At 71.3% G+C, this 25,825-nt stretch carries 25 protein-coding genes and 1 pseudogene; 7 read left to right on the top strand and 19 right to left on the bottom strand.

The window, feature by feature from the left end; translation table 11 throughout:
- Window positions 1–75: 75 nt before the first annotated feature.
- The 4 genes from QFW80_RS15510 to grxD all read right to left on the bottom strand — a co-directional run bounded on the left by QFW80_RS15510 (window position 76) and on the right by grxD (window position 5,278).
- Window positions 76–3,396, bottom strand: coding sequence for a TonB-dependent receptor (locus tag QFW80_RS15510; RefSeq protein WP_280602877.1), 3,321 nt, complete (start codon window positions 3,394–3,396; stop codon window positions 76–78).
- Window positions 3,397–3,642: 246 nt separating this feature from the next.
- Window positions 3,643–4,239: a YhgN family NAAT transporter gene (locus QFW80_RS15505; RefSeq protein ID WP_280602876.1), complete on the bottom strand. Its 597-nt coding sequence runs from the start codon at window positions 4,237–4,239 to the stop codon at window positions 3,643–3,645.
- Window positions 4,236–4,961, bottom strand: a complete 726-nt coding sequence (locus tag QFW80_RS15500) for an SDR family NAD(P)-dependent oxidoreductase (RefSeq protein ID WP_280602875.1) — start codon at window positions 4,959–4,961, stop codon at window positions 4,236–4,238. The genes QFW80_RS15505 and QFW80_RS15500 overlap by 4 nt, the downstream gene beginning before the upstream one ends.
- Window positions 4,958–5,278, bottom strand: a complete 321-nt coding sequence (grxD, locus tag QFW80_RS15495; RefSeq protein ID WP_280602874.1) for a Grx4 family monothiol glutaredoxin — start codon at window positions 5,276–5,278, stop codon at window positions 4,958–4,960. The genes QFW80_RS15500 and grxD overlap by 4 nt, the downstream gene beginning before the upstream one ends.
- A gap of 96 nt (window positions 5,279–5,374) precedes the next feature.
- On the opposite strand from grxD, the gene QFW80_RS15490 reads away from it, so the two are divergent.
- Window positions 5,375–5,977, top strand: a complete 603-nt coding sequence (locus tag QFW80_RS15490; RefSeq protein ID WP_280602873.1) for a Fe-Mn family superoxide dismutase — start codon at window positions 5,375–5,377, stop codon at window positions 5,975–5,977.
- A gap of 28 nt (window positions 5,978–6,005) precedes the next feature.
- On the opposite strand, the gene QFW80_RS15485 is transcribed toward QFW80_RS15490, so the two are convergent.
- Together QFW80_RS15485 and purE are read right to left on the bottom strand one after the other, a co-directional pair.
- The gene (locus QFW80_RS15485) at window positions 6,006–7,148 is read right to left on the bottom strand and encodes a 5-(carboxyamino)imidazole ribonucleotide synthase (protein ID WP_280602872.1); all 1,143 of its coding nucleotides are present in this window, start codon (window positions 7,146–7,148) and stop codon (window positions 6,006–6,008) included.
- 8 nt (window positions 7,149–7,156) lie between these two features.
- Window positions 7,157–7,660, bottom strand: a complete 504-nt coding sequence (purE, locus tag QFW80_RS15480; RefSeq protein WP_280602871.1) for a 5-(carboxyamino)imidazole ribonucleotide mutase — start codon at window positions 7,658–7,660, stop codon at window positions 7,157–7,159.
- 56 nt (window positions 7,661–7,716) lie between these two features.
- Here purE and QFW80_RS15475 point away from each other — a divergent pair, with 56 nt between their 5' ends.
- On the top strand, window positions 7,717–8,001 hold the full coding sequence (locus QFW80_RS15475) for a Trm112 family protein (RefSeq protein ID WP_280602870.1): 285 nt from the start codon (window positions 7,717–7,719) through the stop codon (window positions 7,999–8,001).
- Between the two features lie 64 nt (window positions 8,002–8,065).
- The gene (gene nadC, locus QFW80_RS15470; RefSeq protein ID WP_280602869.1) at window positions 8,066–8,950 is read left to right on the top strand and encodes a carboxylating nicotinate-nucleotide diphosphorylase; all 885 of its coding nucleotides are present in this window, start codon (window positions 8,066–8,068) and stop codon (window positions 8,948–8,950) included.
- Between the two features lie 170 nt (window positions 8,951–9,120).
- On the opposite strand, the gene QFW80_RS15465 is transcribed toward nadC, so the two are convergent.
- Window positions 9,121–9,369, bottom strand: coding sequence for a type B 50S ribosomal protein L31 (locus tag QFW80_RS15465; protein ID WP_280602868.1), 249 nt, complete (start codon window positions 9,367–9,369; stop codon window positions 9,121–9,123).
- A 74-nt stretch (window positions 9,370–9,443) separates the two neighbouring features.
- Complete coding sequence (locus QFW80_RS15460; protein ID WP_280602867.1) at window positions 9,444–10,382, bottom strand: nucleoside hydrolase; 939 nt, start codon at window positions 10,380–10,382, stop codon at window positions 9,444–9,446.
- Between the two features lie 542 nt (window positions 10,383–10,924).
- Here QFW80_RS15460 and QFW80_RS15455 point away from each other — a divergent pair.
- The 3 genes and pseudogenes from QFW80_RS15455 to QFW80_RS15445 all read left to right on the top strand — a co-directional run bounded on the left by QFW80_RS15455 (window position 10,925) and on the right by QFW80_RS15445 (window position 13,782).
- The gene (locus tag QFW80_RS15455) at window positions 10,925–11,491 is read left to right on the top strand and encodes a hypothetical protein (protein ID WP_280602866.1); all 567 of its coding nucleotides are present in this window, start codon (window positions 10,925–10,927) and stop codon (window positions 11,489–11,491) included.
- A gap of 66 nt (window positions 11,492–11,557) precedes the next feature.
- Window positions 11,558–13,246, top strand: a pseudogene (locus QFW80_RS15450) (type IV secretory system conjugative DNA transfer family protein); the annotation flags it as partial.
- Window positions 13,247–13,446: 200 nt separating this feature from the next.
- Window positions 13,447–13,782, top strand: a complete 336-nt coding sequence (locus QFW80_RS15445; protein WP_280602864.1) for a DUF3301 domain-containing protein — start codon at window positions 13,447–13,449, stop codon at window positions 13,780–13,782.
- A 30-nt stretch (window positions 13,783–13,812) separates the two neighbouring features.
- On the opposite strand, the gene QFW80_RS15440 is transcribed toward QFW80_RS15445, so the two are convergent.
- The 6 genes from QFW80_RS15440 to QFW80_RS15415 form a co-directional block, all read right to left on the bottom strand.
- Window positions 13,813–14,247, bottom strand: a complete 435-nt coding sequence (locus tag QFW80_RS15440; protein ID WP_280602863.1) for a ClpXP protease specificity-enhancing factor — start codon at window positions 14,245–14,247, stop codon at window positions 13,813–13,815.
- A gap of 74 nt (window positions 14,248–14,321) precedes the next feature.
- Window positions 14,322–14,957 carry a glutathione S-transferase N-terminal domain-containing protein gene (locus QFW80_RS15435; RefSeq protein ID WP_280602862.1) on the bottom strand — a complete coding sequence of 212 codons (636 nt, stop codon included), beginning with the start codon at window positions 14,955–14,957 and terminating at the stop codon, window positions 14,322–14,324.
- A gap of 149 nt (window positions 14,958–15,106) precedes the next feature.
- Entirely contained in the window at window positions 15,107–15,856 is a 750-nt protein-coding gene (locus tag QFW80_RS15430) for a cytochrome c1 (RefSeq protein ID WP_280602861.1), read from the bottom strand.
- Window positions 15,849–17,108 (bottom strand): cytochrome b, encoded by a 1,260-nt coding sequence (locus tag QFW80_RS15425; RefSeq protein ID WP_280602860.1) that lies wholly within the window; start codon window positions 17,106–17,108, stop codon window positions 15,849–15,851. The genes QFW80_RS15430 and QFW80_RS15425 overlap by 8 nt, the downstream gene beginning before the upstream one ends.
- Before the next feature lies 1 nt (window position 17,109).
- The gene (petA, locus tag QFW80_RS15420; RefSeq protein WP_280602859.1) at window positions 17,110–17,745 is read right to left on the bottom strand and encodes a ubiquinol-cytochrome c reductase iron-sulfur subunit; all 636 of its coding nucleotides are present in this window, start codon (window positions 17,743–17,745) and stop codon (window positions 17,110–17,112) included.
- Between the two features lie 385 nt (window positions 17,746–18,130).
- Window positions 18,131–19,081 carry a lytic transglycosylase domain-containing protein gene (locus QFW80_RS15415; RefSeq protein ID WP_280602858.1) on the bottom strand — a complete coding sequence of 317 codons (951 nt, stop codon included), beginning with the start codon at window positions 19,079–19,081 and terminating at the stop codon, window positions 18,131–18,133.
- 260 nt (window positions 19,082–19,341) lie between these two features.
- On the opposite strand from QFW80_RS15415, the gene miaB reads away from it, so the two are divergent.
- Complete coding sequence (gene miaB / locus QFW80_RS15410) at window positions 19,342–20,790, top strand: tRNA (N6-isopentenyl adenosine(37)-C2)-methylthiotransferase MiaB (protein WP_280602857.1); 1,449 nt, start codon at window positions 19,342–19,344, stop codon at window positions 20,788–20,790.
- Window positions 20,791–20,856: 66 nt separating this feature from the next.
- On the opposite strand, the gene QFW80_RS15405 is transcribed toward miaB, so the two are convergent.
- The 5 genes from QFW80_RS15405 to QFW80_RS15385 form a co-directional block, all read right to left on the bottom strand.
- Window positions 20,857–21,705 carry a hypothetical protein gene (locus tag QFW80_RS15405; protein ID WP_280602856.1) on the bottom strand — a complete coding sequence of 283 codons (849 nt, stop codon included), beginning with the start codon at window positions 21,703–21,705 and terminating at the stop codon, window positions 20,857–20,859.
- Window positions 21,706–21,821: 116 nt separating this feature from the next.
- The gene (locus QFW80_RS15400; protein ID WP_280602855.1) at window positions 21,822–22,916 is read right to left on the bottom strand and encodes an ABC transporter permease; all 1,095 of its coding nucleotides are present in this window, start codon (window positions 22,914–22,916) and stop codon (window positions 21,822–21,824) included.
- Entirely contained in the window at window positions 22,913–23,836 is a 924-nt protein-coding gene (locus tag QFW80_RS15395; RefSeq protein ID WP_280603079.1) for an ABC transporter ATP-binding protein, read from the bottom strand. The genes QFW80_RS15400 and QFW80_RS15395 overlap by 4 nt, the downstream gene beginning before the upstream one ends.
- A gap of 166 nt (window positions 23,837–24,002) precedes the next feature.
- Window positions 24,003–24,974: an HlyD family secretion protein gene (locus QFW80_RS15390; RefSeq protein WP_280602854.1), complete on the bottom strand. Its 972-nt coding sequence runs from the start codon at window positions 24,972–24,974 to the stop codon at window positions 24,003–24,005.
- Window positions 24,971–25,669 (bottom strand): TetR/AcrR family transcriptional regulator, encoded by a 699-nt coding sequence (locus tag QFW80_RS15385; protein ID WP_280602853.1) that lies wholly within the window; start codon window positions 25,667–25,669, stop codon window positions 24,971–24,973. The genes QFW80_RS15390 and QFW80_RS15385 overlap by 4 nt, the downstream gene beginning before the upstream one ends.
- Between the last annotated feature and the right edge of the window lie 156 nt (window positions 25,670–25,825).

The raw sequence follows: 25,825 nt of genomic DNA, 5'->3' as shown, positions 1-25,825 counted from the left end.
TAGCGCAGCCGGCCGCCCGAACGGAAACGGCCGGGTCGCCCCGGCCGTTCCTGACTGCCCTTGCGGGAGCCGCGGTCAGAACTTGTAGCGGAACCCCACCTGGACCTGCCAGCGCGACACGCCCTTGGTCTGGTCCTGGTTGTCGTACAGGTCCACGCCGCCGACCGTGTTCGCCGACGTGCCCGGCGCGTTGACGAAGTTGTAGATGTAGCGGCCGGTCTCCGCATCGATGCCGCGGAACTGCGCCACGTTGCGCCGCAGCGGGAAGCCGACCTCGTACACCTGCCCCCAGTCCTTGTTGATGAGGTTGCCGATGTTGATCACGTCGAGCCAGATCTCCGACTTGTGGCCGCTGAAGAAGCCGGGCAGCTCCTGGCTGAAGCGGACATCGAAGGTGTTGACCCACTTGGAGGTCGCGCTGTTGCGCGACGCGACGCCACCGGCGTAGCGCTGCAGGCCGGGATTCTCCTCGAGCCAGTCGAAGAACGCCTGTTCCATCTCGGCGCCGCCGGTGAAGATCACGTCGCCCGGAGCCTCCGGCACGTAGAACAGGTCGTTGACGTAGCCGTCGCCATTGGCGTCGTTCGAGAAGCCCCAGCTGTAGGGCTTGCCGCTGCGCCCCTCGTAGAAGACCGACGCGGTGGTCTTGTAGTCGCCGAAGAACGCGCGCTGCCAGGTGAGCGCACCGGAGAAGCGGTCGCGGATCTCGTAGTTGGAGCGGGCGTCGATCTCCTCGTTGGGATCGCGGATCATGCGGCCGTTCCAGTTCGAGATCGCTCGCGAGCTGGTGAGCGGGCTGACCTCGGTGGAGTTCGTGTAGGTGTAGCCGAACATCCACGACCAGTTGTCCACGAGCGGCTTGGTGAGGCTCACGGTGAACTGCTCCGAGCCGCCCTTGTCGGTGTTGCGCAGCAGGATCACGCCATCGCCGCCCCACCCGAGCACGCTCTCGTAGCCTGCGGGCATCTGCCCGGCCGCACGCAGGGCGTTGATCTCCGCATTCTGGTTGGCGCGGATGCCGGAACCCGTCGCCAGGTTGCTCCAGTACAGTTCGCGGCCGTCCTGCGCGCTGAAGCCGGTGGGCGCACCGAGGTCGAGGCGCTCGTAGTGGAGGGCGTCGTTGACGCGCGTGACCAACAGTTCGGCGGACGCGACCAGGCCGTACCACGGCAGCTCGTGGTCGAACGCGAGGTTGGCCTTCCAGACCGAGGGTTGCTTGAAGCCGGGTTCCATCAGGTTGACGGTCTGGTTGTAGCCGCGATCGCGGACCGGCTGGTCGTCCGGGTCAGGCGAGAACGGATACAGCGCCAGCAGTTCGTCCATCGCCGCGCGGTCGTCGGCCTGGTTGAAGTTGACGGCGTATTCGACCAGGTTGATGCCGGCATTCGCGAACGAGTTGCCGATCCACACGTTGGCGGCAGCGCCCTGGAACAGGCCGAGGCCGCCACGCAGCTGGGTCGGGCGATCGGTGTCGAAGGTGTAGTTGAATCCGAACCGCGGCTGCCACAGCTTCTCGCCGTCGGGCGTGTAGGCGTTGTCGTAGCCGTAGACGCGCTGGACCAGCGCGTTGCTCGGCGGCGCGCTGTCGAGGCCGATCCGGTCGACGCGCAGGCCCGCCATCAGGGTCAGGTTGTAGTTGACCGCCCAGCGATCCTGCACGAACAGCCCGAGGTTGTCCTGCGCGTACGCGGCCGCGATGCTGTCGAGAGGCGCGCCGGGCTGGGGAGCGAAGCGGTTGTAGGACCAGTAGCGCCCGGCCTCGAACGAGTTGTCGCACTCGCTGGCGAGCACGCAGACGAAGTTGTAGCTGCCGAACTGCGACTGCCCGAAGAGGTTGTAGATCTCGTTGTCCTCGTAGTCGAAGCCGAACTTGATCTCGTGGTCACCCGCATACCAGGTCGCCGCGCCGAACACGTTGAGCGTCTCGGTCTCGAGCGTGTTGTAGTGGCTGAAGCTGTCGGTTCCGAAGTTCAGGAAGGGACTGCTGGGGGCGCCGGTGGCCGGATTGGGCGGGCCGAAGCCGATCCCGATCGACGGCAGCCTGGAGAACGGATTGCGGACCGCGGAATAGTCGCGCTGCGACACCTTGAACTCGGTCGAGAGGTTGTCGGTCCAGTCGCTGAACAGCTGCGCGGTCACGGTCTCGATGGTCTTGTCGGTCACGCTCCAGTTCGTGCTGAGCGAACGCGCCGTGCTGCTGAAGCCGTAGAGGAACACGTCCGACTGCTCGACGTTGCTGTAGCGCAGCGATGCGCGGTGGTTGTCGTTGATGTTCCAGTCGAGCTTGACCGCGTACTCCTCGAGGTCGGACTTGAGGTTGTCCGGCGCTTCGAACGTGCCGGCATCGAAGCCCCACACGTCGCGGGCGATCCGGATCACGTCGTTCATGTCCGTGGTGTCGATCGCCGAAGCCGCCGAACTCACCGTCGCGCCCGGCGCGGTCCGGGTGAACTTCTCGTAGTTGGCGAAGAAGAACAGCCGATCCTTGATCAGCGGGCCGCCGAAGGTGGCGCCGTAGGTCTCCTCGTCGATGAAACCGGTGAACGGGCCCGGCCGCGAGCCATAGGCCTCGCCGTCGTCGTCGCGCACCCAGTCCTGGTCGCGCATGGTGTAGTAGGCGCTGCCGGAGAAGTTGTTCGTGCCCGAGCGGGTGACCGCATTGATGACCGCGCCGGTGGCGGCGGCGATCGTGGTGTCGTAATCGGCCAGCGCGATGTTGATTTCCTCGATCGCGTCGATCGAGACCGGCTGGCGCATGGTGGGCGAGTTGTTGGACTCGAGGCCGAACGTGTCCGACGACGCCACGCCGTCGACACGGATCGCGTTGAAGCGCGAGTTCTGGCCTCCCGCCGAGATCTCGCCGCGGCCCTTGCTCGTCTGGGAAATGCGCGGGTCGAGGCGGATGTAATCCTGGATGTCGCGTCCCGCGGACGGAAGGGCCTCGATCGAGGAACGGGCGACGTTGCTGCCGGTGCCCATCTTGTTGGAGCTGAAGATCTCCGAACCGGCGACGCCGACCGCGGTTACCGTGCCGAGGGTCGTCACATCGCCCGCCAGCGCCGCGTTCACCGTGTTGACCTGGTTGAGGTTGAGGAAGACGTTGTCCTCGGTGCGCGTTCCCTCACCCGGCTTGGTCACCGTGATCTCGTACGGGCCGCCCACGCGCAGGCCGCGGGCGTTGTAACGACCGCTGGCGTCGGTGGTGGCGCGGCTGACCGTGCCCGACTCGACGTGGGTGATGACGACTTCGGCGCCGGGAACCGGCTGCCCGCTGCTGTCGGTGACGAGGCCGCCCACGCCGGCGGACGTGCTCTGGGCGAAGACGGGTGCCGCGGCGAGCGCGGCGATCAGACCGATCGACAGTTTGGACAGTCGGACGCGGTTGCGGTGGGTCATGGTGGGTGGCCTCGAGGCAGTGGTCGTGTGTGGCGGAACCGGTGCACCGCGCCATCCGGGGCGGTCCCCGTCCGGCGCGAGTGGCGGGCACGGGGGCACAACGGTTAACTTAAGGTTAACACGTTAACGGTTGCAGATGACAGCAAAAAGACAGCCGTCAAATTCACGGAAGTGCTTGACGTGGCTGGATTTGATGGCGGATCGAGATAGTGCCGCCAAGTCGTTGTTGCTGCAGCGCAACAGGATTCAGGCAGTCCCGCGCCCGAAGTAGCTGGCCAGCCCGTCGAGCAGCATCTGGACCGAGATCGCGACCAGCAGCATGCCCATCAGGCGCTCGATCGCGGTCAGCGCGCGGGCGCCGAGCAGGCGGTACAGCCAGGTGGCGGAGAACAGGATCGCCGCGGTCGCCGCCCAGGCCAGGAACAGGGCCAGGCTCCAGTCCGGCAGGCGGTCGGGTTCGCGGCTGCCCATCAGCATCACCGCGGCCATGCCCGACGGCCCGGCCACCAGCGGGATCGCCATCGGCACGATGAAGGGCTCACCCCCGGGAATCTCGCCCATCAGCCCTTCCGGCGGCGGGAAGATCATCCGGATCCCGATCAGGAACAGCACGATGCCGCCGGCGATCGACACCGACTCCTGGCGCAGGTGCATCACTTCCAGCGCGTACTTGCCGGCCCACAGGAACAGCATCAGCACCGCCAGCGCGATCAGCAGCTCGCGCGCGAGCACGATGCGCTGCCGCGCGGGCTCGAGCCGCCGCAGCATGCTCAGGAACACCGGGATGTTGCCCAGCGGGTCGAGGATCAGGAACAGCAGCAGGGCGGCGGAAAGGATGGTCACGGCGCGGCCGCCGGATCCGGGCCGGGCGCCAGCAGCGCGATGCAGTCGTCCGCGGCGGCGGCCGGATCGCGTGCCAGGCGATCGCCGTCCGCGGCATAGGCGCGCGCCCGCAGCGGCGTACGCAGCGGCCCGGGCCGCAGCACGTGCACGCGCAGCGGGGAGGTGGCCGTTTCGGCCTGCAGCGTCGCCGCGAGCGCCTCGATCGCCGGCTGCACGATGCCATAGCCGCCCCAGTAGGCCGGCGCCGCGGCTGGCGCAGGGTCGGCCAGGAACACCAGTCGGCCCGCATCGGAGGCACGCAACAGCGGCAGGCAGGCCTGGCTGAGCCACCAGCGCGCGGTCAGCCCGACATGCACGGTGCGCGCGAATCCGGCCGGATCGGCGTGTTCGAGCGGAGTCAGGCCGGGGAAATCGGCGGCGCAGTGCACCAGGCCGTCGAGGCGGCCGAAGCGCTCGCCGATGCGGGCGGCGAGCTCGGCGTAATCGTCAGGCGACGCGCCCTCGAGATCGAGCGGATACAGCAGCGCCTCACCGCCGGCCTGCTCGACCGCGTCGGCGACGCGCTCGAGCTTGCGCGCGCTGCGCCCGAGCAGCACCTGGGTCGCGCCGGCCCGCGCGCAAGCCAGCGCCAGCGCGCGCCCAAGGCCGCCGTGGGCCCCGACCACCAGGACGACCCGCCCCGCCAGCGGACGGGTGTCGGGCACGGACGCCAGCGCGCTCACGCCGACTGCACTTCCGCGATCATGCGCGCCAGCTCGCCGCTCTCGTGCAGTTCCAGGGTGATGTCGCAGCCGCCGATCAGTTCGCCGTGGATGAACAGCTGCGGGAACGTCGGCCAGTTCGAGAAGCGCGGCAGGTTGGCGCGGATCTCGGGATCCTCCAGCACGTTGATGGTGTGGATGCCGGATGCGCCCGCGGCCTTGAGCACCTCGACGGTGCGGCTGGAAAACCCGCACATCGGGAACTGCGGCGTGCCTTTCATGAACAGCACCACGGGATGGGCGTCGACTTCGGCCTGGATGCGTTCGAGCACGGCCATGGTGGATCTCCTGTGCCGCCACGCCGGACAGGCGCGTGCGGGAAAAACGTCGGGATTGCGTATTGTATTCCGCCCCACGAACGATCCGGACCTGCGATGCCGATCCAGCTGCATCCCCTGCCCTGTGACCCCGCGGCGTTCGCGCCCCACCTGCCCGCGGCGGCGGTGGAGCAGCATCGGCGCGCGCAGCAGGCGGGCCTGGACGCCCTGAACGCGATGCTGGGCCCGCATGCGGACGACGAGGCGCCCGCGCTCGCGACGCTGGTCGTGCAGGCGCGCGGCGCACTGGCCGCACGCGCAGCGCAGGCCTGGAGCGAAGCGTTCCACTGGGCCGCGCTGCGGCCGCCGCCGCCCGGCGACACGCCGGGCCCGAAGGGGCCGCTGGCCGATGCGGTCGCGCGTGATTTCGGCGACGCCAGGCGGCTGCAGGAGCGATTCGCAGACGCCGCCGAGCGGTTGGCCGGCCCCGGCTGGGCCTGGCTGGTGCTGCGTCGTGACGGCCGCCTCGCGATCCTGGCCACGCCGCAGTCCGCGACGCCGCTCACCGGCCCCGACGTGCCGCTGCTGGCCTGCTGCCTGTGGCCGCACGCATGGATTCAGGACCGCGCAGACGCCCGCGCGCGCTATCTGTCCGGCATGTGGTCGCTGGTGAACTGGAGCGTGGTCGCCTCGCGCATGCCGCAGGCGCGCGCGCCGTAGTGGCGCGAGCCGACCACCGGCATCGACTCTAGCCGCGCAGCCGTTCGACCACGGGCGCGACCTGCGGCTCGCGTCCCAGGGCCGCGCCGACGCGTTCCAGCGCCGTCCCCAGCGCCTCGCGGGTGTCGGCGCGCAGCGTGGCATGGCCGACCTTGCGGCCGTCGCGCGGCTGCTTGCCGTAGTCGTGCCAGTGCCCGCCCGGCTCGCGCAGCACCGCCGCCGAGTCCGGCATGGCACCGATCCAGTTCAGCATGCAGGCGTGCCCGAGCATGCGCGTCTCGCCCAGCGGCCAGCCCAGCACCGCGCGCAGGTGGTTCTCGAACTGCGAGGTCTCCGCGCCCTCGATGGTCCAGTGCCCGGAGTTGTGCACGCGCGGCGCAAGTTCGTTGGCCAGCAGCACGCCGTCCCTGCAGAACAGTTCCAGCGCGAACACGCCCACGTAGTCGAGGCGCTCGGCCAGTGCGCGTGCGTGCAAGTTCGCCTGCGCCTGGAGTTCGTCGGAGCACGCGGCCGGCGCCAGGCTCGCGGACAGCACGCCGTCGACGTGCCAGTTCTCGGTCAGCGGCCAGGTGCGGAATTCGCCGTCGCGGCCGCGCACGGCGACCACGCTGAGTTCGCGCTCGAAGGCGACGAAGCCCTCGAGGATCAGACCGACGCTGCCGGCCTGCGCACCGAGCGCGGCCCACGCGGCGTCGATGTCGGCGGCCGAGCGGATCCGGAACTGCCCCTTGCCGTCGTAGCCGAGCCGCCGCGTCTTGAGGATGCAGGGCACGCCGACCTGCGCGACCGCCGCGTCCAGCGCCGCGCGCGTGGACACGTCGACGAAGTCGGGCACGGGAATACCCAGTTCGCGGAACAGCGTCTTCTCCGCCAGCCGGTCCTGCGCCACCGCCAGCGCATGCGGCCCGGGAAACACGGGAATGCGGCGCGACAGCCATTCGGCGCTCTCGGCCGGCACGTTCTCGAAATCGAAGGTGGCCACGCCGGCCTTCGACGCGAACTCCGCGAGCGCCGCTTCGTCGCGGTAGTCGCCCACCAGCAGCGGCGCGCACTGGCCGGCGCAGGCGTCGGCCACGGTGTCCATCACCAGCATGCGCAGCCCCATGGGCGCGCCGGCCAGCGCCAGCATGCGCGCCAGCTGCCCGCCACCGAGGATGCCGACGGTCGTCATCGCGGCGCTCATCGGCGGGGATCGTCGTTGCCGGCCACCTCGTCGGTCTGGCGCTGCCGGAACTCCGCCAGCGCCTGGCCGATCGCGGCATGGCCCTCGGCCAGCATGGCCGCGGCGAACAGCGCGGCGTTGGTCGCGCCGGCCTGGCCGATGGCGAAGGTCGCCACCGGCACGCCGCCCGGCATCTGCACGATCGAGAGCAGCGAATCCAGGCCGTTGAGCGCGCGGCTCTGCACCGGCACGCCCAGCACCGGCACCGCGGTCTTCGCCGCCAGCATGCCGGGCAGGTGCGCGGCGCCCCCGGCGCCGGCGATGATCGCGCGCAGCCCGCGCGCCTGCGCGGTCGCTGCATAGTCGAACAGGACGTCAGGCGTGCGGTGCGCGGACACGACCCGTACTTCGTGCGCGACACCCAGTGCCTCGAGCTTCTGCACTGCGTGCTGCATGGTGTCCCAGTCGGAACGCGATCCCATCACGACGCCGACCAGCGGGCTCTGCGGATTGGCGGACATGCCTGCTCCCCTGCCTAAAGACGTATTCTAACGGTTCACCCTCCCCGCTTCCCGCCATGGACCGCAAGCTGCTCGATCTCCTCGTCTGCCCCGAAACCAGGCAACCGCTGGCGATGCTGGGCGCGTCCGGGCTGGCCGCGCTCAATGCCGCCGTCGCCGCCGGCGCGCTGAGCCGCGTGGACGGCACGCCGCAGTCGGCGCCGCTGCGCGAGGCGCTGGTGACGCACGACCAGCGGCTGGTGTACCGGATCGACGACGGCATCCCGGTGCTGCTGGTCGAGGAAGGCATTCCGACCGGCCAGGTCGCCGACTTCCCGAGGGGCGACGCGGCCCGCGCCTGAGTCGCGGCGCACCGGCGCGCGCGTGGCGCGCGACCGGGCGCGCGATCCGCAGCCCGCCTCCGCCATGACCGCACCTGTCGCGACCCGGTCCATCACGCCGCCCGATCCGGCAGCAGTCGCCGAGGACGTCGCCCGCGCGCTGGCCGAAGACCTCGGCAGCGGCGACGTCACCGCCGCCCTGCTGCCTGATGGCCCCGACCGCGCCTACCTGCTGTGCAAGGAGGCAGCGGTGGTCTGCGGGCGGCCCTGGTTCGATGCCTGCCATCGCGCGCTCGACCCGCAGGTGCGGATCGACTGGACCGTGGCCGAAGGCGAGCGCGTGGCGGCCGGCACGGTGCTGGCGACGCTCGAGGGGCGCGCGCGCGCCCTGGTCAGCGCCGAGCGCGCGTCGCTCAACTTCCTGCAGACACTGAGCGGCACCGCGACCACCACCGCCGCCTATGTCGATGCGGTCGCCGGCACCGGCACCCGCATCCTCGACACCCGCAAGACGCTGCCGGGCCTGCGCGCCGCACAGAAGTACGCGGTGCGCGTGGGCGGTGGGCACAATCACCGCATCGGCCTGTTCGACGCGGTGATGCTCAAGGAAAACCACGTGCGCGCGTTCGGCTCGATCGCCGACGCCATCCGCGCCGCGCGCGCGGCGCAGCCCGGGCTGCCGCTGATCGTAGAGGTCGAGACGCTCGACCAGCTGCGCGAAGCGCTCGCCGCGGGCTGCGACCGGATCCTGGTGGACGACTTCGATGCGGCGACGCGGCGAACGGCCGTGTCGATCGCGCACGGCGCGCCGTTCGACGGCCGGATCCCGCTGGAAGTGTCCGGCAGCGTCGATCTCGCCGGGGTGCGCGCCATCGCCGGGGACGGCGTGGACTGCATCTCGATCGGCGGCCTGACCAAGCACGTGCGCGCGATCGACCTGTCGCTCAAGCTGGGACCGCCGCCGCGCTGACCGTCGCGGCGCGCGCCGGCCATGCGCAGGCGCTCCGGACGGCAGCGGGCGCCGCGCCGATGCGCCGGCCGACGCCTGCACCGACGCCCGGGGGCAGGCCACCCGACAGCGGAAAACAGAACGGCCGCCCGGAGGCGGCCGTGCCAGATCGTTCGCGTGCGCGACGCGGCTTACTTCGCGTAGCGGCGCTTGAACTTGTCGATGCGGCCGCTGGTGTCGACGATCTTGTTCTGGCCGGTGTAGAACGGATGCGTCGCCGAGGACACTTCGATCTTCACCAGCGGGTAGTCCTTGCCGTCGTCCCACTTGATCGTTTCCTTGGTGGAAGCGGCCAGCGTGGAGCGGGTGAGGAACTTGAAATCGGAGGTCACGTCCTGGAAGACGACTTCACGATAGTCGGGATGGATGTCGGCCTTCATGGGCGGGCACCGGATTCGCGCGAGGAAAGAGCGGCATTTTAGCCCGCCCGGGCCCGACGACGCAAGCCGCCCCCTCACCCGGCGGCGAGCGCCGCGCGCACCCGGGCCTCGAACCGGTCCTGGGCGTAGCGCAGCAGGATCCGCGCCCGCTCGGGCCGGCCGGACTGGCGGTTCCAGTCGACCACCGTCGCCCCCCGCGCCGGCCCGTGTTCCAGGCACACCTCCATGGCGCGCTCGGCGGTCTCCAGCGCGCCGGCCGGCTCCAGCGCCCAAGCCATCGCCAGCGCGTCGGCGGCGAACCAGCGGTCGCCGCGCCGATCGGCGGACCAGCGTCGGGTCTGGCGCGAGATCGCCTCGTAGAAGCGCGCACGCGCGCCGCTGCCGCCCAGCCACGACTCCACGTCCGCGTGCGGCAGGCCATGGGCGATCGTGGCCTCCCAGTCGGCGAGTTCGAAGTGCGGGAAGGCCTCGAACACGATCCGCGCCGCCTCGGGATCGAAATGGATGTTGAACTCCGCGGCCGGGGTGATGTTGCCGTGCGCGGTGACCGCGCCGCCCATCACCACCAGCCGCGCCACCCGCTGCGGCAGCGTCGGGTCTAGCGCAAGCGCCAGCGCCACGTTGGTGAGGGGTCCGAGCGCGACCAGCAGCAGCCGCCCGGCGTGCGCGTGCGACAGGCGCAGGATCGCGAGCGCGGCGTGTTCGCCGGCGGCCCTCGCGGCGGCCGGCTCGTAGCCGGTATCGCCGAAGCCGTCGCGGCCGTGCACGTAGGCCGCATCGGGCGCGGGATGCAGCAGGGGCGCGGCACTGCCGGGGAACACCGGAATGTCGCCGCGGCCCGCCACTTCGCACAGCTTCAGCGCATTGGCCACGGTGTGCGCCAGCCCCACGTTGCCGGCGGCGACCGTCAGGCCGACCACCGCGTGCGCGGGATCGTCGAACGCCATCAGCAACGCGAGCGCGTCGTCGACGCCCGGATCGGTATCGATCAGCAGCGGGATCGGATCGGCCATGCGCGTCGCGCTCCTGGAACCTGGACGGACCGGGAGGGTAGCCGATCGCACGCGCATGGCCGAGCGCCCCCGCGATGCGCGCACCGGCTGCGCAGCGGCATTTCGGCGCGCGGCCTTGGCTCCGGGCCGCGTGCATGGCGACCTGCGTGCAGCCGGACGATCCGTGCGCCCACCCGCCTTGCAGCACGCGGCGCGGTGGTCCAAGATCGGCCCACCGACGCCCACGCCGCACCCGCGGCCGCATGCGTCGCCGGCGCCGCGCAAGAACGCGGGCGCCGCGGCCGGACCGCCGGCCTGACGCATTGGACGCTACCCCCCGTTCGAAGGATCGAACATGCCGCGACCCGCACTCCGCCATTCTTTCGTCCGCCCGCGTTGCGGCCCCGCCCCGACGCGGCGGGCGAGTCACCATCGCCGGCCTTGTCCGCGCCCGCATCGCGGCACGCGGCGCTCCGCCAGCGGCCCTGGCGACAACCGTACGCAATGGTCCGCCGCAGGCAGGACGGGCGGCGCGCGCGTCCCCGCACGGGCGGAGGCCTGACATGGATCGCGACACGATCGAGGAATTCGTCGCCAATGCCGCGCTGCTCGCCGCGCACCTGGGGCAGCAGTGCGAGCGCGCTGGCGCCCGCCTGCAGCAGACGGCCTCCCACTTCGAACGCAGCGTGGAGGACGGCCGGTTGTCGATCGCCGAATCCACCCGCGCCCAGGTGCGCGCATCGCTGGCGGCCGAGATTCCCGCCGCGCTGGAGGCGCTTGCCGATGGCGCACGGCAACTGCAGGGCGTGGCCGACCGCGTGCAGCGGGAGCAGGTGCTGCTCGAGCAGCGCGCGCGGTGGCTGGGCCTGAAGGCGACCGGCGCGGTCCTGCTGGCGGCCCTGGCGGTGCTCGCCGCGACCGGCTACGTGGCCTGGGCCAACCTCGCGCGCGCCCAGGACGCCCGCGTGCGCGGCGACGTGATGCAGGCGCTCGCGCAGGTCACGATCACCTCCTGCGACGGCCATCCCTGCCTGAAGCTGGAGGACGGCCTGCGCCGCTGGGCCGGGAACGAGGCCTACGTGCTGGTCGACACCGGGGCCGATGCCGCCGCCGCACCGCAGACGCGATGACCCGCCCCGCCTTCGCGCCCGGCTGCCCGTCCCGGCCCGTACCCGCCCGTCGTCAAGGATGACCTCGTGACCGATTCCCGACTCCTGGCCGCCCTGGCGACCACCCTGCTCGCGGCCGTGGCCGCGCTCTACCTCTCCGGCTACCTGGCGCTGATGTTCCTGGGCCTGGACCCCGCCGGCGTGGGTTTCGGCACCTACCTGCGCTATCTCACGCACCTGGACCACCCGGCCGTCGCCCGCTATTCGACCCGCCTGCTCACGGCCGGCGCGCTCGGCGGCGGACTGATGCTGCTGGCATGGGCGGCGGTGCTGGTGATGCTGTTCAAGCTGCGCAGCCATCGCGACATCCACGGCCGCGCGCGCTTCGCCGGCCTGGTCGACCTCGCGCGCACCGGCTTCCTGCGCCGGCGCGATGACGGCATCGTGGTCGGACGCATGAACGGCAGGCTGCTGCGGCTGTCCGGCCAGCAGTTCGCGGTACTGGCCGCCCCCACGCGGTCGGGCAAGGGCGTGGGCGTGGTGATCCCGAACCTGCTCGACTACCGCGAATCGGCGGTCGTGCTCGACATCAAGCAGGAGAACTTCGACCTGACCTCCGGCTGGCGGCGGTCGATCGGCCACGAGGTGCACCTGTTCAACCCGTTCGCCGAGGACCGGCGCACCGCACGCTGGAACCCGCTGAGCTATGTGTCGGCCGACGCCGCGTTCCGGATCTCCGACCTGCAGGGCATCGCCGCGATGCTGTATCCCGACGGCGACGACAAGGACCGGTTCTGGTCCAGCCAGGCGCGCAACGCCTTCGTCGCCTTCGCGCTGTACCTGTTCGAGACCCGCGAGCACCAGCTGCGCGACGGCACGCCGCCGGACCTGCTCCCGGTGCCCACGCTGGGCGCGATCCTGCGAGTGGCCTCCGGCGACGGCGGCGAACTCAAGCCGTACCTGCACGGGCTGCTGCAGCGCCCGGGGCTGAGCCGGCACACCCAGACCGCGTTCGCCGGCCTGTTGTCGCAGGCCGACGTCACCTTCGCGTCGATCATCGGATCGTTCCGCGAGCCGCTCAATCCCTGGCTCAATCCGGTGCTGGACGCGGCGACCAGTGGCGACGATTTCAGCCTCGAGGACCTGCGCCGCAGGCGCATGACCATCTACGTCGGCATCCAGCCCAACAAGCTGACCGAGAGCCGGCTGATCGTGAACCTGTTCTTCAGCCAGCTGGTCAACGTCAACACGCGCGTGCTGCCGCAGACCGACCCCTCGTTGCGGCACCAGTGCCTGCTGCTGATGGACGAGTTCACCTCGATCGGACGCGTCGACATCCTCTCGCGCGCGGTGGCCTACATGGCCGGCTACAACCTGCGCCTGCTGCCGATCATCCAGTCGATGGCGCAGCTGGACGCGGTGTACGGCAAGGAACTGTCGCGCACCATCCTGACCAACCACGCGCTGCAGATCGTCTACGCGCCGCGCGAGCAGCAGGACGCGAACGATTACTCGGAGATGCTGGGCTACCGCACGATCAAGCGGCGCGCGCGGACACGCTCGCACGGCGGCGCGCGCAGCGTCTCGGACAATGAGGTGCTGGAGCGTCGCGCCCTGATGCTGCCGCAGGAACTCAAGGCGATGGGGCCGGAGAAGCAGATCCTGCTCTACGAGGGGCTGGCGCATCCGGTGCTGTGCCGCAAGATCCGCTACTACAACGATCGCTACTTCACCCGTCGCCTGCTGCCGCGCGTCGAGGTACCGCCGCTGGCGGTGGACGCGTCCGGCCCGGCGGCGGCGGGCGCGCCGCGCGCGTACGCCCCGGCCGCCGACGCGCGCCTGGCCAAGGCCTAGGGGCACAGGGCACGAGGCGACCGCGGCGCCGGCGTGTCGCGCTTCCACCCGGCGCCCGGCGGGACCGGCGCGCGACACTCGGCCCGATTGCAATCCGCGCCGGACGCCGCCACATTCCGCCGATGCCCGACTTTCCCGTCCTGATCGCTTTGATGCTCGCCGGCGCGGCCGGGTATGCCTGGTGGAACGCGTCCCGTGCCGCGGCCGAGCGCGCCACCCAGCTGGGCCGCGATGCCTGCCGCGCGGCCGGTGTGATCTGGCTCGACCAGAGCGTGCACGCCGCGGGCCTGCGGCTCCGGCGACGGCGCGACGGCCGGCTGGGCTGGGAGCGGAGCTTCCGCTTCGAATACTCGGAAGACGGGGAGCAGCGGCACGTCGGCCGCCTGGTGCTGCACGGTGAGGAACTGGTGCAGTTCACCGGGCCCGCGCGCGCGGCGCAGGTCGTGGCGCTGCACTGACGCCGCAGGCGTGCCGCGACTCGCGCGCTGCTACTTGATGACCCGCAGGTGCGCGCCCCGCTTGGGCGCGCCATCGTCGCCGGGCGTGTCGTCGGGCGGCGTGGGTTCGTCGTCGGGCGGGGGCTGGCCGGGGCCCACCTCCTCCGGCAGCGCCATGCCCTGGCCGGTCTCGCGGGCGTAGATCGCCAGGACGGCCGACACCGGCACCACGACCGGATGGCTCACGCCGCCGAACCGGGCGGTGAAGCGCACCGCATCGTTGTCCAGCTCGAGCTTGGCCACGGCGCGGTCGGCGATGTTCAGCACCACGCGCCCGTCCTTGACCGTGTGCGTCGGCACCCGCACGCCGGGCAGCCCCGCATCGACGAGGATGTGCGGGGTCATGCCGTTGTCGGAAATCCACTCGTACAGCGCCCGCAGCAGGTACGGGCGATGACTGGTCATGGCGGGCTGGGACTCGGACATCGCGGGCTACCCTGCCGCAGGTGGCCGGGCGCTGGCAAGCACGCAGGTGCCGCCGCGCCACCGGTTGGCGCGCATCAGTCCGGCAGCTCGCGCAGGTTCTTTTCCTGCGGCGTCAGGCTGCGGGCGAAGCCCGGGTTGCGGAAGATGCGGTTGCCGTATTCCTCGATCACCTTGCCGTCCTTGGGCAACGGCACGTCCAGCGCCGGCAGGCGCCAGATGATCGGGGCCATGGCGCAGTCGGCCAGGCTCATCTCGGGGTTGAGGAAGAACTTGCTGGCCTTGAACAGCGGGATCGAGGCCGTCAGCAGTTCCTTCAGGCGCTTGCGGCCGCCGTCGGCCTGCTGCTTGCCGCCGAATTGGATCGCCTGCACCTGCGGCACCCAGTCGTGCTCGATGCGCAGCATCGCCAACCGCAGGCGCGCGCGCGACAGCGGGTCCACCGGCATCAGCGGGGGATGCGGATAGCGTTCGTCCAGGTACTCGCTGACCACGCTGGCGGCGTAGAGCACCTGGTCGCGTTCGACCAGGGTCGGCACCGAGTGGTAGGGGTTGAGGTCGATCAGGTCCGGCGGCGGGTTCTGCGGGTCGACCGGGACCAGGTCGTAGGTGACACCCTTGGCCGCGAGCACCAGCCGCACGCGGTGGCACAGCACGTCGTCCACGGACGAAAACAGGGTCATTGCATTGCGCATACGTACACTCGCAGCCATCAACGGCCTTCTCCCGCGACCGGAATCCGCCGGTCGCACGGTGCCGGCCGCCCATCGCGGCCGGTCACCCCGGTGTCGCACCCGGGCGCGGCGACCCGGCGGCGCGGCCCGCCCCGTCCGGTCCGCGCGCCTTCGGGGTCGCCCGCCGGCTAGTGGACGTCCCTCCAGTACTCGTTCTTCATCAGCCACGCGAGCAGCGTCAGGAACGACAGGAACAGGATCACCCACACGCCCATGCCCTGGCGCTTGAGCGCGGCGGGCTCGCCGGCGTACTCGAGGAACGCGGTCAGGTCGCGGATGGTCTGGTCGAACTCGGCGGGGCTCTGGGTCCCCGCGGTGGCGACCTCCAGCCGCTCGACCGGGGTTTCCCCGGTCGCGGCATCGGCTTCGCCGAACACCGCGTGCTGCAGGCCCTGCTGCTTCCAGAAGGGATTGGGCATCGACGCGTTCGGGAACAGGGTGTTGTTCCAGCCGAGTGGACGGGTGTCGTCGATGTAGAACGACTTCATGTAGGTGTACACCCAGTCGCTGCCGCGCACGCGGGTGATCAGGCTCAGGTCCGGCGGCACCTGGCCGAACCACGCCGTGGCCCTGTCCGCCGGCATCGAGGACACGATGTGTTCGCCGAACGCCGCACCGGTGAGGTTGAGGTTGGCCATCACCTCGTCCTCGCTCAGGCCCAGGTCGTCGGCCATGCGCGAATAGCGCAGGTACTTGAGCGAATGGCAGCCGGCGCAGTAGTTCATGAACAGCTGCGCGCCGCGCTGCAGCGATGCGCGGTCGTTGAGGTCGGTGCCGGCCTGCTGCAGGGCACCGCCGCCGCCGGCGGCGAATGCGGAGAACGCCAGCAGCATGCCGCCTGCGAACGTGGCGACGCGGGCGAGGAAGGTCTTATTCATGCATCGTCACCCGATCCGGCACCGGCTTGGTCTTGTCCCAACTCGTCCACAGCGGCATGGTCAGGAAGAACAGGAAATAGAACGCGGTCAGGAACCGGCCGACGATGGTCTCGACCGGGTCCGTGCCCGGGCCGGCGCCGATCTTGCCCAGCCAGATGAAGCTGACCGCGAACGCGGCGAGCAGCAGCTTCGACATCAGCCCGCGGTAGCGGTACGAGCGCACCCGCGCGCGGTCGAGCCACGGCACCAGGAACAGGATCGCGATCGCGCCGAACATCACCAGCACGCCGCCGAGCTTGTTGGGCACCACGCGCAGCATCGCGTAGTAGGGCGTGTAGTACCACACCGGCTTGATGTGTTCGGGCGTCACCAGGCGGTTGGCCTCGGTGAAGTTGTCGTGCTCGAGGAACCAGCCGCCGAACGCCGGGGCGAAGAAGATGATGAAGGCCGCGACGATCAGGAAGAAGCAGACGTAGAAGCTGTCCTTGACCGTGTAGTACGGGTGGAACGGGATGCCGTCGGCCGGGGCGAGCTTCGACCAGCGGTTGCCCTTCGGGCCCTTCTTGATCTCGACGCCGTCGGGGTTGTTCGAGCCCACCTCGTGCAGCGCGCCCAGGTGCAGCACCACCAGCAGCAGCAGCACCAGCGGCAGCGCGATCACGTGCAGGGCGAAGAAGCGGTTCAGCGTGGCGTCGCTGGGCAGGTAGTCGCCCATGATCCACTCGGTCAGGCCGTTGCCGATCACCGGGATGGCGCCGAACAGCGAGATGATCACCTTCGCGCCCCAGAACGACATCTGCCCCCACGGCAGCACGTAGCCCAGGAACGCCTCGGCCATCAGCACCAGGTAGATCAGCATGCCGAGGATCCACACCAGCTCGCGCGGCTTCTGGTACGAGCCGTACATCAGGCCGCGGAACATGTGGATGTAGACGACGATGAAGAACAGCGAGGCGCCGGTGCTGTGCATGTAGCGGATCAGCCAGCCCCACTCCACGTCGCGCATGATGTATTCGACCGAGGCGAAGGCTTCCGCCGCGCTCGGCTTGAAGTGCATCGTCAGGAAGATGCCGGTCAGGATCTGGTTGACCAGCACCACGATCGACAGGACGCCGAAGATGTACCAGATGTTGAAGTTCTTCGGAGCGTAGTACTCCGACATGTGCTTGCGGTAGAAGGGCATGAAGCCCGGCGCACGCGCGGTGAACCAGTCCCAGGCGCCGTTGACGCCGCGTTCGATCACATTGGCCATGTCACGCCGCTCCCGGGTCGACGCCGACGACGATGGTGCTGTCGTCGGTGAAATGGTGCGGCGGCACCAGCAGGTTGGTCGGAGCCGGCACGCCCTGGTAGACGCGGCCGGCCATGTCGAACTTCGACTTGTGGCAGGGGCAGAAGTAGCCGCCCTTCCAGTTCGGGTCGAACGGCTCGGGCCGGATCTCGGCGACCATCTCCGGCGAGCAGCCCAGGTGCGTGCACAGGCCCACGAGCACGGAGATCTCGGGCTTGAGCGAGCGCAGCTCGGGGTTCGCCTCGGCGATATAGCCCGGCTGCTGGTCGGGGTTCTCCGACTTCGGGTCGCGCAGCTGGTCGTCGAGCGTCGGCAGCGCCTCGATGATCGCCTTCGAGCGCTTCACGATCCAGATCGGCTGGCCGCGCCACTCCACGATCAGGCGCTGGCCCTCCTGCAGGGCGCTGATGTCCACCGTGACCGGCGCACCGGCCAGCTGGGCGCGCGCGCTCGGATTCCAGGACTTGATGAACGGGACGGCCGCGAAGCCCGCCCCCACCGCGCCGACGGCCGCGGTCGTGGCCGTCAGGAACCGGCGACGGCCCTTGTGATCGGGTTCCCCGCCGTCGGCGGGATCGATTACCGCTTCGTTGGCCATCCGGCTCTCCGCGAAACTTTTCGGTAGCTGATTCTGATGTGGCTGCCGCGCACCGCCCCGTCCCCGGAGGCAGACGCAAAGAACGCCGAAGTGTAACGGAACGCTGAATCCGGCGACAACGCCTGCGGTGTCGCGGTCGTGTTTTCCCGCCTGCGATCAATCGCTTGCGCAGGTCTGGGTCGGTCGGTCCGGAGCGCCGCGCCACCGGCGCGGGAAACGCGACGCGGGCGCGGACCGCACGCGCCGCCGGGCCGCGGCCTCCCGGATTCCGGAACCCGGGGATACATACGCCGCAACAAGGGGAATGATCGGAGGGCCTGCAGCTCAGGACGGCCGCGCGCGCCGATTCGGTCGCCGGAGGCCCGGCTGCGCCCGCGACGCGGGATCAGTTCGCCGCCATGTGCCCGCGGTAGCGTTCGGCCAGCTGGGCGACGCGGACCACGTAGCGCTGGGTCTCGTTGTAGGGCGGCACGCCCTTGTGCCGGTCGACCGCGCCCTCGCCGGCGTTGTAGCCCGCGGCCGCGAGGGTCAGGTCGCCGTTGAAGCGCTTGAGCAGCCACGACAGGTACTCGACCCCGCCGCGGATGTTCTGCCCCGGATCGTACGCGTTGACCACGCCGAAGCGCTGGGCGGTGGCGGGCATCAGCTGCATCAGGCCCTGTGCGCCGGCGCGCGAGAGCGCATTGGGATTGAACGCCGACTCGGCATGCATGATCGCGCGCACGATGGCCTCCTCCACCCCGAACTCGGCGGCCGCGGCCTTCACCTCGGCGGCGTAGGCGGCGGTGTTGAGGCGCACGTTGCCGAAGTTCACGCCCGGCAGCGGCGCGCAGGCGTAGCAGGTCTCGAAGAAGCTGTAGCGGATCGTGCGCACCGCGGCTGCGTCGGACCCCTTCGGACGCTGGCTGGTGTAGTGGCGCACGCCGTCCTGGACATAGGAATACACCTGGCCCTGCTGCAGGCGCCTGGTGGATGCGGCCGACGTCGTGGCCGCGACCGGCGTCGCCACGGGTGCGGGCGCCGGAGCCGGCGCCGAGCCGCCCATGAAGGTGGCCGGCGCATTGTTGTGGATCGAGGCTGGCGACCCGGCCACGGCGTTCGCGGGCGACGCGCTGCCGGCGGCCGGCACCCACGACGCCGGCTTCGGCGCGCGGCGCGCGGCGGCGCTGCTGTAGTTGGTCACCGCCACGCAGGTGGCGCCCTTGACCCGCTTGCTGACGTAGCTGCGTGAGCCGTCCGCGGCATCGCAGCGGTAGATGGTGCCCGCCCACGCCGGCGCGGCCAGCGCCAACAGCGCCAGCCCCAAGACTGCGATGAGCCCCCGCCCCCCTTTCATGCGCGCAGTGTCCACGCTTCCGGTCCGCCTGCCAAGTCCTTGATTGTTAAACGGCGCACGGTTCCGGAAACGGACGCGTCTTCGCCGGCGGTCCGCGCGCCCCTTACACTGTCGCGCCAGGCCCGGCGGCATCCGTCACCCGGCCCGCGGGCCGGCGCGGACGCCGCGACCGGCCGCGCCGCATCCCGTGCCGGCCCCGGCCGCCCGACCCGCCCCACGCCATCCGGCCCGGACTCATCGCCGCGCCCCCGGAGACCGACATGACCGAACTGCCGATCCTCGCCGACGCCCCGTCGTCCGGCACGTCCCGCCCGGCGGCCGCGCCGCCCCCGGGACAGGCGCTGCCCGCCCGCGGCAAGCTCTTCATCCAGACCCACGGCTGCCAGATGAACGAGTACGACTCGGCCCGCATGGCCGACGTGCTCGCCGCCAGCGAGGGCCTGGAGCTGACCGCCGACGTCGAGGAGGCCGACGTGGTCCTGGTCAATACCTGCTCGATCCGGGAGAAGGCGCAGGAAAAGGTGTTCAGCCAGCTCGGGCGCTGGCGCCTGCTCAAGGAGCGCCGCCGCGCGGCCGACGGGCGCGAGATCATCATCGGCGTCGGCGGCTGCGTGGCCTCGCAGGAAGGCGAGGCGATCGTGAAGCGCGCGCCCTATGTCGACCTGGTGTTCGGCCCGCAGACCCTGCACCGCCTGCCGGAGCTGATCCGCGCCCGCCGCGAGCTCGAGCGTCCGCAGGTGGACATCAGCTTTCCCGAGATCGAGAAGTTCGACCGCCTGCCCGAGCCGCGCGCCGAGGGACCCAGCGCCTTCGTCTCGATCATGGAAGGCTGCTCGAAGTACTGCAGCTTCTGCGTGGTGCCCTACACCCGCGGCACCGAGATCAGCCGGCCGTTCGAGGACGTGCTGGTGGAGATCGTGCAGCTCGCCGCGCAGGGCGTGCGCGAGGTCAACCTGCTGGGCCAGAACGTCAACGCCTACCGCGGCGCGATGGCGGGCACGGAGGAAACGGCCGACCTGGGGCTGCTGATCCGCACGATCGCCGAAGTCGACGGCATCGACCGCATCCGCTTCACCACCTCGCACCCGCTGGAGTTCTCCGATTCGCTGGTCGAGGCCTACCGCGACGTCCCGCAGCTGGCCAACTACCTGCACCTGCCGGTGCAGTCGGGCAGCGACCGCATCCTGTCGGCGATGAAGCGCGGCTACACCGCGATCGAGTTCAAGCAGAAGATCCGCAAGCTGCGCGCGGTCCGGCCGGACATCTCGATCAGCTCGGACTTCATCGTCGGCTTTCCCGGCGAGACCGACGCGGACTTCGAAAAGACCATGAGGCTGATCGAGGACGTCGGCTTCGACCAGTCCTTCTCCTTCATCTACTCGCGCCGTCCCGGCACGCCGGCGGCGGACCTGCCCGACGATGTCTCCGACGCGACCAAGCACGCCCGGCTGTCGCGGCTGCAGGCGACCATCAGCGCCAATGCCGCGCGCATCTCCGCGGCGATGGTCGGCCGCGTGCAGCGGGTGCTGGTGGAAGGCCCGTCGCGCAAGAACCCGGCCGAGCTCACCGGCAAGACCGAGAACATGCGGTCGGTGAACTTCCCCGCCCCGCCGCGGCTGGTGGGCCGGTTCGTGGACGTGGTGATCACCGAGACGATGAGCAACTCGTTGCGGGGCCGCGTGGCGACCGACGCCATCGCCGAAGACTGAGCCGGCATCGCGAAGGTCGCGACACTGCCGCCGGGTCGCGGCCGTGACGCGGCAACGCGCAGCGTCCTACTGCGATTCGCGCCGCCACAGGGTGCGGCCCTGGGCGCCCTCCAGCACCCACCAGCGGCCGTCGGTGGACATCGCGACCGCCTGGCGGATGCCGGCGCCGGCGGGCAGCTGCACCCGTTCCAGTTCCGACTCCAGCGCGGTGGCCGGTGCATGCACGCGGCGCAGCGTGTCGCGGCCGAAGTCGGCGCCGGGGTCGGCGTCCGAATCCTCCAGCCCGGCCGGCAACGGATCGGTGCGCGCCTGCACCTGCGCGCAGGCGCCGTCCAGCCAGGCCTGGTGACGCAGCGTGCCGACGCCGTCGCCGTGGCCGTACCGCGCGACCACCACGCCCTGTGCGTCCACCGCGAGCAGGCGATCGGCCTCGACGCCGTCGGCCGCGCAGGCCAGCGCGCCGTCACGCCACAGCTGGGGCACGCCGTCGACCACCAGCCACAGGGCGCCATCGGGCGCGAACGCGAGGTCGCCGACGCTGCCGCCGACATCGATGCGTCGCTCACCGTCCTCGCGACCCGGCGCGAGCAGGCGGACGCCCCCGTTCGCGCCCCACGCCAGCCACTGCCCCGCCGCGTCGAACGCCACCGGCCCGGCACCCTGCAGCGGCCTGGGATCGACCAGCCCAGGGCGTGCCTCGCCCTCCCCCGGCGCGTCCGGTCGCGCGTCCGCCCTGGCCGGGGCCGCGCGCGAACCGGCCTCGGTCCCCGACGCGCTGCCGGGGCCCGTGCAGGCGGCCAGCGCGGCGATGGCGGCGACCAGCAGCGCGGTACGCAGGGTCGGCGAGCCCGGCGGGCGGGCGTCGGCGTACGTGAACCGGCGCACGCCGGCGAGCGGGAAACGGGAAGACGACATGCAGGTGTCCTGTGCGGCCCGGCGACGCGGGGGTGGCCGCCGGTCTCGGCGTCAGGTTACGGCGGGGCGCGCGCCCGCCACAGCTGGGGCCGGCCCCAGTGGCGCTGTTGGCGCGCTCAGTCCAGGCGCTTGCGGAAGCGCAGGATCGCCGCGCCCATCGTGACCGTGGTGAACGCCAGCAGCGCGGCCACGCCGGGCCACAGTTCGGGCAGGGCGGCGCCGCGCAGCATCACCCCACGCACCAAGCGCAGGAAGTGCGTCATCGGCAGCAATTCCGCGCCCCACTGCACCACCTGCGGCATGCCGGCGAACGGGAACATGAAGCCCGAGATCAGGATCGAGGGCAGGAACACGAACATCGTGATCTGGATCGCCTGGAACTGGGTGCGCGCGCGGGTCGAGATCAGCAGCCCCATGGCGAGATTGGCCAGGATCAGCAGCAGCGCGGCGACATACACGTCCACCAGGCTGCCGCGCAGCGGCACGTCGAACATCCAGATGCCCAGGGCCAGGATCAGCGTGGTCTGCACCAGGCCGATCACCGCGTACGGCAGCACCTTGCCGATCATCAGCTCGGCGCGGCTGAGCGGGGTGGCGATGAGCAGCTCCATGTTGCCTCGCTCGCGCTCGCGCACCACCGCCATGGCGGTGAACATGGTCATCGTCATGGTCAGGATGATGCCGATCAGCCCCGGCACGATGCTCACCGCCGAGCGCCGCTCGGGGTTGTAGAAACTCACCACCTCGATCCGCGACGGCGCCCGCGCGGCCTGCCGGCCATCGGGGTCGAGCGGCAGCTGCGCCAGCTGCGTGGCCGCGGCCTGGACCACGGTATCGGTGCCGTCGACCATCACCTGGATCGCCGGCCGGCCGTCGGCCAGCCGCCGCTCGAAGTCCGGCGGCAGCACGATGCCGACGCTGATCGCGCCGCGGCGCAGCGCCTCCATCGCCTCCTGCGGACTCTCGGCGACGCCGGTGATCTCGACCACGCCGGTGGCGCGCATGTCCATCACCGCCGCGCGCGAGGCCGCGGTGTTGGCCTGGTCGACGACCACCGCGTCCAGGTCGCGCGGATTGAAGTTGATCGCGTAGCCGAACAGCAGCAGGTCGATCACCGGGATCGCGACGATCATCGCCAGGCTGATCCGGTCGCGCCGGATCTGGCGCAGTTCCTTGGTCACCACCGACCACAGGCGCCGCAGCGACTTCATGCGGCGGCCTCCGCGGCGCGGCCGCGCGTGGCCGCGACGAACACGTCCTCCAGGTTGGCTTCCACCGCAAGCACCGCGGCGTCCGGCGCGACCTCGCGCACGGCCGATGCGATCGCCTCGCCACCTGCGGCGCCGTCGGCCGAGAGCACCCGCAGGCTGTTGCCGATCTGGGCCACGCTCAGCACGCCCGGTCGCCCGGACAGCGCGCGCTGCACCGCCCGCGGCTGGCGCGCCTGCACCTCGAGCGCGCGCCCGCGCAGCGCGCCGGCCAGTTCGCCCGGCGTGCCGTCGGCCACCAGGGCGCCGCGGTCGAGGATGGCGATGCGGTGGCAGCGCTCGGCCTCGTCCATGTAGTGGGTGGACACCAGCAGGGTGGTACCGGCGTCTGCCAGCTCGAAGAGCTTTTCCCAGAAGTCGCGGCGCGACTCGGGATCCACGGCGCTGGTGGGTTCGTCGAGGAACAGCAGCTCCGGCGCATGGATCACCGCGCCGGCCAGGGCGAGGCGCTGCTTCTGGCCACCGCTCAGGGTGCCGGCCAGCTGCCGCGGCCGGTCGGTGAAGTGGTAGCGCTCGAGCAGCTCGTCCACCCGCGTCCGCGCCGCCGCGCGCGGCAGGCCGTAGACCGCGGCGAGGAACTCGAGGTTCTCGCGCACGGTGAGGTCTTCGAACAGCGAGAACTTCTGGGTCATGTAGCCGATGCGCAGGCGCAGCGCGTCGGCCTGTTCGGGAATGCGCAGCCCGAGCACCTCGATCTCGCCGGCACTGGGCGTGAGCAGGCCGCACAGCATGCGGATGGTGGTCGACTTGCCCGAGCCGTTCGGCCCGAGGAACCCGTAGACGTGGGCGCGGGGCACGGTGAGATCGACGCGGTCGACCGCGGTCAGCGCGCCGAACGTCTTGACCAGGCCGCGCGCACGGATGGCGGCGTCGGTGGTCATCGCGGCAGCGCCACGCGCACCCGGCCCGCGTCCATCCGGCCCGGCTGAAGCGCTGCACGGGAACGTGGAATGCCGGGCGCGGCGCCGGCGGCGGTCGCGCGTCGGCTGCCCGGCACCTGCGGGCAGGGGCGGATGGCGCGCTCGCACGTCACTCGGCGAATTCCACCCGCAGCGGCAGTCCCGCGGGCAGCTCGGCCACCCCGTCGCCTTCGAGCTGGACTTCGGCCAGGTAGCTCAGGCGCGCGGCGTCCTTGCCGGTGAGCGCGTAGTACGGGGTGAAGGTCGGCTCGCTGCGGATCATGCGCACGCGGCCGGCGTAGCGGCGTTCGCCGCCGGCGCCGACCCGCACCGTCGCGCGGTCGCCGACCTCCACGCCCGCGCGCAGCGGCTCGGGCACGTACACGCGCGCGTACGGGGCGTCGCCGACCAGCAGTACCGCGAGCGGCGCGCCCACCGGCGCCTCGTCGCCGAGCCGGTAGGGCAGGCTGTCGACGCGGCCGGCGCGCGGCGCGACCAGGTCCAGCCGGTCCGTGGTCTCGGCCTGCGCCTGCAGCCGCGCCTGCGCCGCCTCGAGCGCGGCCCGGGCCTGCGCCACCTGTTCGGGACGCGCGCCGTTGTCGAGTTCGGCAAGCGCCGCGCGCGCAGCGGCCACCTGCGCATCGGCGCTGCCGGCGGCGGCGCGGGCACGGTCGAGCTCTGCCGCGGCCACCAGCTGGCGCGCGCCGAGCGGCTGCAGGCGCGCGAGGTACGCACGGGCGTCGCGCGCCTGCGCCTGCGTCGCGGCCAGGCTGGCACGGGCCTGGTCGATGTCCTCGCTGCGCGCGCCGTTGCGCAGCTCCTCCAGCGCTTCGCGCCGGCCGGCAACCTCTGCGCGCGCGGCGTCCAGCTGGGCGTCGCCGCGCGTGCGCTCGAGCGTCAGCAGACGCGCGCCCGCGGCCACCCGCTCGCCTTCGCGCACGGCGATCGCGGTGATGGGTTCGGCCGCCGGTGCGGGCACGGTGATGCGGTCGTATTCCAGCGTGCCGAGTGCCTGCGGGGCCTGTTCGCCGCACCCCGACAGGGTGAGCAGGGCGGCGAGCAGGCATGCGGACGCGCGGCCACGGAGAACGGGGTGGGTCATGCGGGCAGCTCCAGCCCGCGCTCGATCAGCGCGAGCGCGTGGCGGCGGATATCGTCGATGCCGAGCTCGTCGCTGGCGAAGATCTGGCGCCAGATCGGCGTGCCGGCCGCGGGGAACAGGGTCAGCCCGACCAGCGAGACCATCAGCAGGCGCGGATCGAGCGCGGGATTGAGCCGTCCGGCCGCCTGCTCGAGCCCGAAACGCTCGGCGAGCACGGTGGCGATCTGCGGCGCCAGCCGTGTGACCAGCAGGTCGCGCAGGCTGCCGCCCTCGCTCACCACTTCGCGGATCCACAGCGGCGGCAGCCAGGCGTGGCGCGCGATCGTCGCGCAGATGCCGTCCACGAACGCCGTCAGCACCTCGCGCAATGACGCGTCGGGCATGCCGAGCAGGGTGTCGCGGATGTCGAAGAACACCGGCATCAGCCGCTCGGCGATCACCGCTTCGCGCAGGCCGGCGGCATCGGCGAAGTAGTAGTGCAGCAGCGCCGGGGTGACGCCGGCTTCCGCGGCGATCCGGCGCAGCGTGGCGCCGGCGATGCCGTGTCGCACGTAGCTGGCCAGGGCCGCATCGAGCAGCGAGGCACGCAGGTCCGGGGCGTCGCGGCGCGGGCGCCCGCGCGACCGGGGGGCCGCCTCGGGCGAAGGCGGCCCGGCGGCGGGATCCGGGGCGTGCGGGGGGGCGGTTCTGGCCATGCGCATATTTAATTGATCGATTAATTAAATTTCAAGCGTGGGGCTGAACGGGCTGGTCGGTTGGTTCCTCGCGGGCTACGGCGGTCAACCTGGTGCCCCTCTTCGCCGCCCGGCCGCGCATCCGCAGGGAAGAGGCTCCCGGACGCCTGGCGCGCT

It is taken from the genome of Luteimonas rhizosphaericola, assembly GCF_029888045.1.
In the GTDB taxonomy this organism is placed as follows: domain Bacteria; phylum Pseudomonadota; class Gammaproteobacteria; order Xanthomonadales; family Xanthomonadaceae; genus Luteimonas; species Luteimonas rhizosphaericola.
This window is presented reverse-complemented; position numbering and strand designations above follow the sequence as displayed.

Bases quoted from the DNA above. Each gene is read 5' to 3' on its own strand.
- QFW80_RS15465 (WP_280602868.1), bottom strand. From the start codon at position 9,369: ATGAAGGCCGACATCCATCCCGACTATCGTGAAGTCGTCTTCCAGGAC.
- QFW80_RS15440 (WP_280602863.1), bottom strand. From the start codon at position 14,247: ATGTCCGAGTCCCAGCCCGCCATGACCAGTCATCGCCCGTACCTGCTG.
- QFW80_RS15460 (WP_280602867.1), bottom strand. From the start codon at position 10,382: ATGGCCGATCCGATCCCGCTGCTGATCGATACCGATCCGGGCGTCGAC.
- QFW80_RS15455 (WP_280602866.1), top strand. From the start codon at position 10,925: ATGGATCGCGACACGATCGAGGAATTCGTCGCCAATGCCGCGCTGCTC.
- QFW80_RS15445 (WP_280602864.1), top strand. From the start codon at position 13,447: ATGCCCGACTTTCCCGTCCTGATCGCTTTGATGCTCGCCGGCGCGGCC.
- purE (WP_280602871.1), bottom strand. From the start codon at position 7,660: ATGTCCGCCAATCCGCAGAGCCCGCTGGTCGGCGTCGTGATGGGATCG.
- QFW80_RS15425 (WP_280602860.1), bottom strand. From the start codon at position 17,108: ATGGCCAATGTGATCGAACGCGGCGTCAACGGCGCCTGGGACTGGTTC.
- QFW80_RS15510 (WP_280602877.1), bottom strand. From the start codon at position 3,396: ATGACCCACCGCAACCGCGTCCGACTGTCCAAACTGTCGATCGGTCTG.
- grxD (WP_280602874.1), bottom strand. From the start codon at position 5,278: ATGGCCGTGCTCGAACGCATCCAGGCCGAAGTCGACGCCCATCCCGTG.
- QFW80_RS15415 (WP_280602858.1), bottom strand. From the start codon at position 19,081: ATGAAAGGGGGGCGGGGGCTCATCGCAGTCTTGGGGCTGGCGCTGTTG.
- QFW80_RS15405 (WP_280602856.1), bottom strand. From the start codon at position 21,705: ATGTCGTCTTCCCGTTTCCCGCTCGCCGGCGTGCGCCGGTTCACGTAC.
- QFW80_RS15430 (WP_280602861.1), bottom strand. From the start codon at position 15,856: ATGAATAAGACCTTCCTCGCCCGCGTCGCCACGTTCGCAGGCGGCATG.
- QFW80_RS15385 (WP_280602853.1), bottom strand. From the start codon at position 25,669: ATGGCCAGAACCGCCCCCCCGCACGCCCCGGATCCCGCCGCCGGGCCG.
- QFW80_RS15390 (WP_280602854.1), bottom strand. From the start codon at position 24,974: ATGACCCACCCCGTTCTCCGTGGCCGCGCGTCCGCATGCCTGCTCGCC.
- QFW80_RS15475 (WP_280602870.1), top strand. From the start codon at position 7,717: ATGGACCGCAAGCTGCTCGATCTCCTCGTCTGCCCCGAAACCAGGCAA.
- petA (WP_280602859.1), bottom strand. From the start codon at position 17,745: ATGGCCAACGAAGCGGTAATCGATCCCGCCGACGGCGGGGAACCCGAT.
- QFW80_RS15490 (WP_280602873.1), top strand. From the start codon at position 5,375: ATGCCGATCCAGCTGCATCCCCTGCCCTGTGACCCCGCGGCGTTCGCG.
- miaB (WP_280602857.1), top strand. From the start codon at position 19,342: ATGACCGAACTGCCGATCCTCGCCGACGCCCCGTCGTCCGGCACGTCC.
- nadC (WP_280602869.1), top strand. From the start codon at position 8,066: ATGACCGCACCTGTCGCGACCCGGTCCATCACGCCGCCCGATCCGGCA.
- QFW80_RS15485 (WP_280602872.1), bottom strand. From the start codon at position 7,148: ATGACGACCGTCGGCATCCTCGGTGGCGGGCAGCTGGCGCGCATGCTG.
- QFW80_RS15435 (WP_280602862.1), bottom strand. From the start codon at position 14,957: ATGGCTGCGAGTGTACGTATGCGCAATGCAATGACCCTGTTTTCGTCC.
- QFW80_RS15400 (WP_280602855.1), bottom strand. From the start codon at position 22,916: ATGAAGTCGCTGCGGCGCCTGTGGTCGGTGGTGACCAAGGAACTGCGC.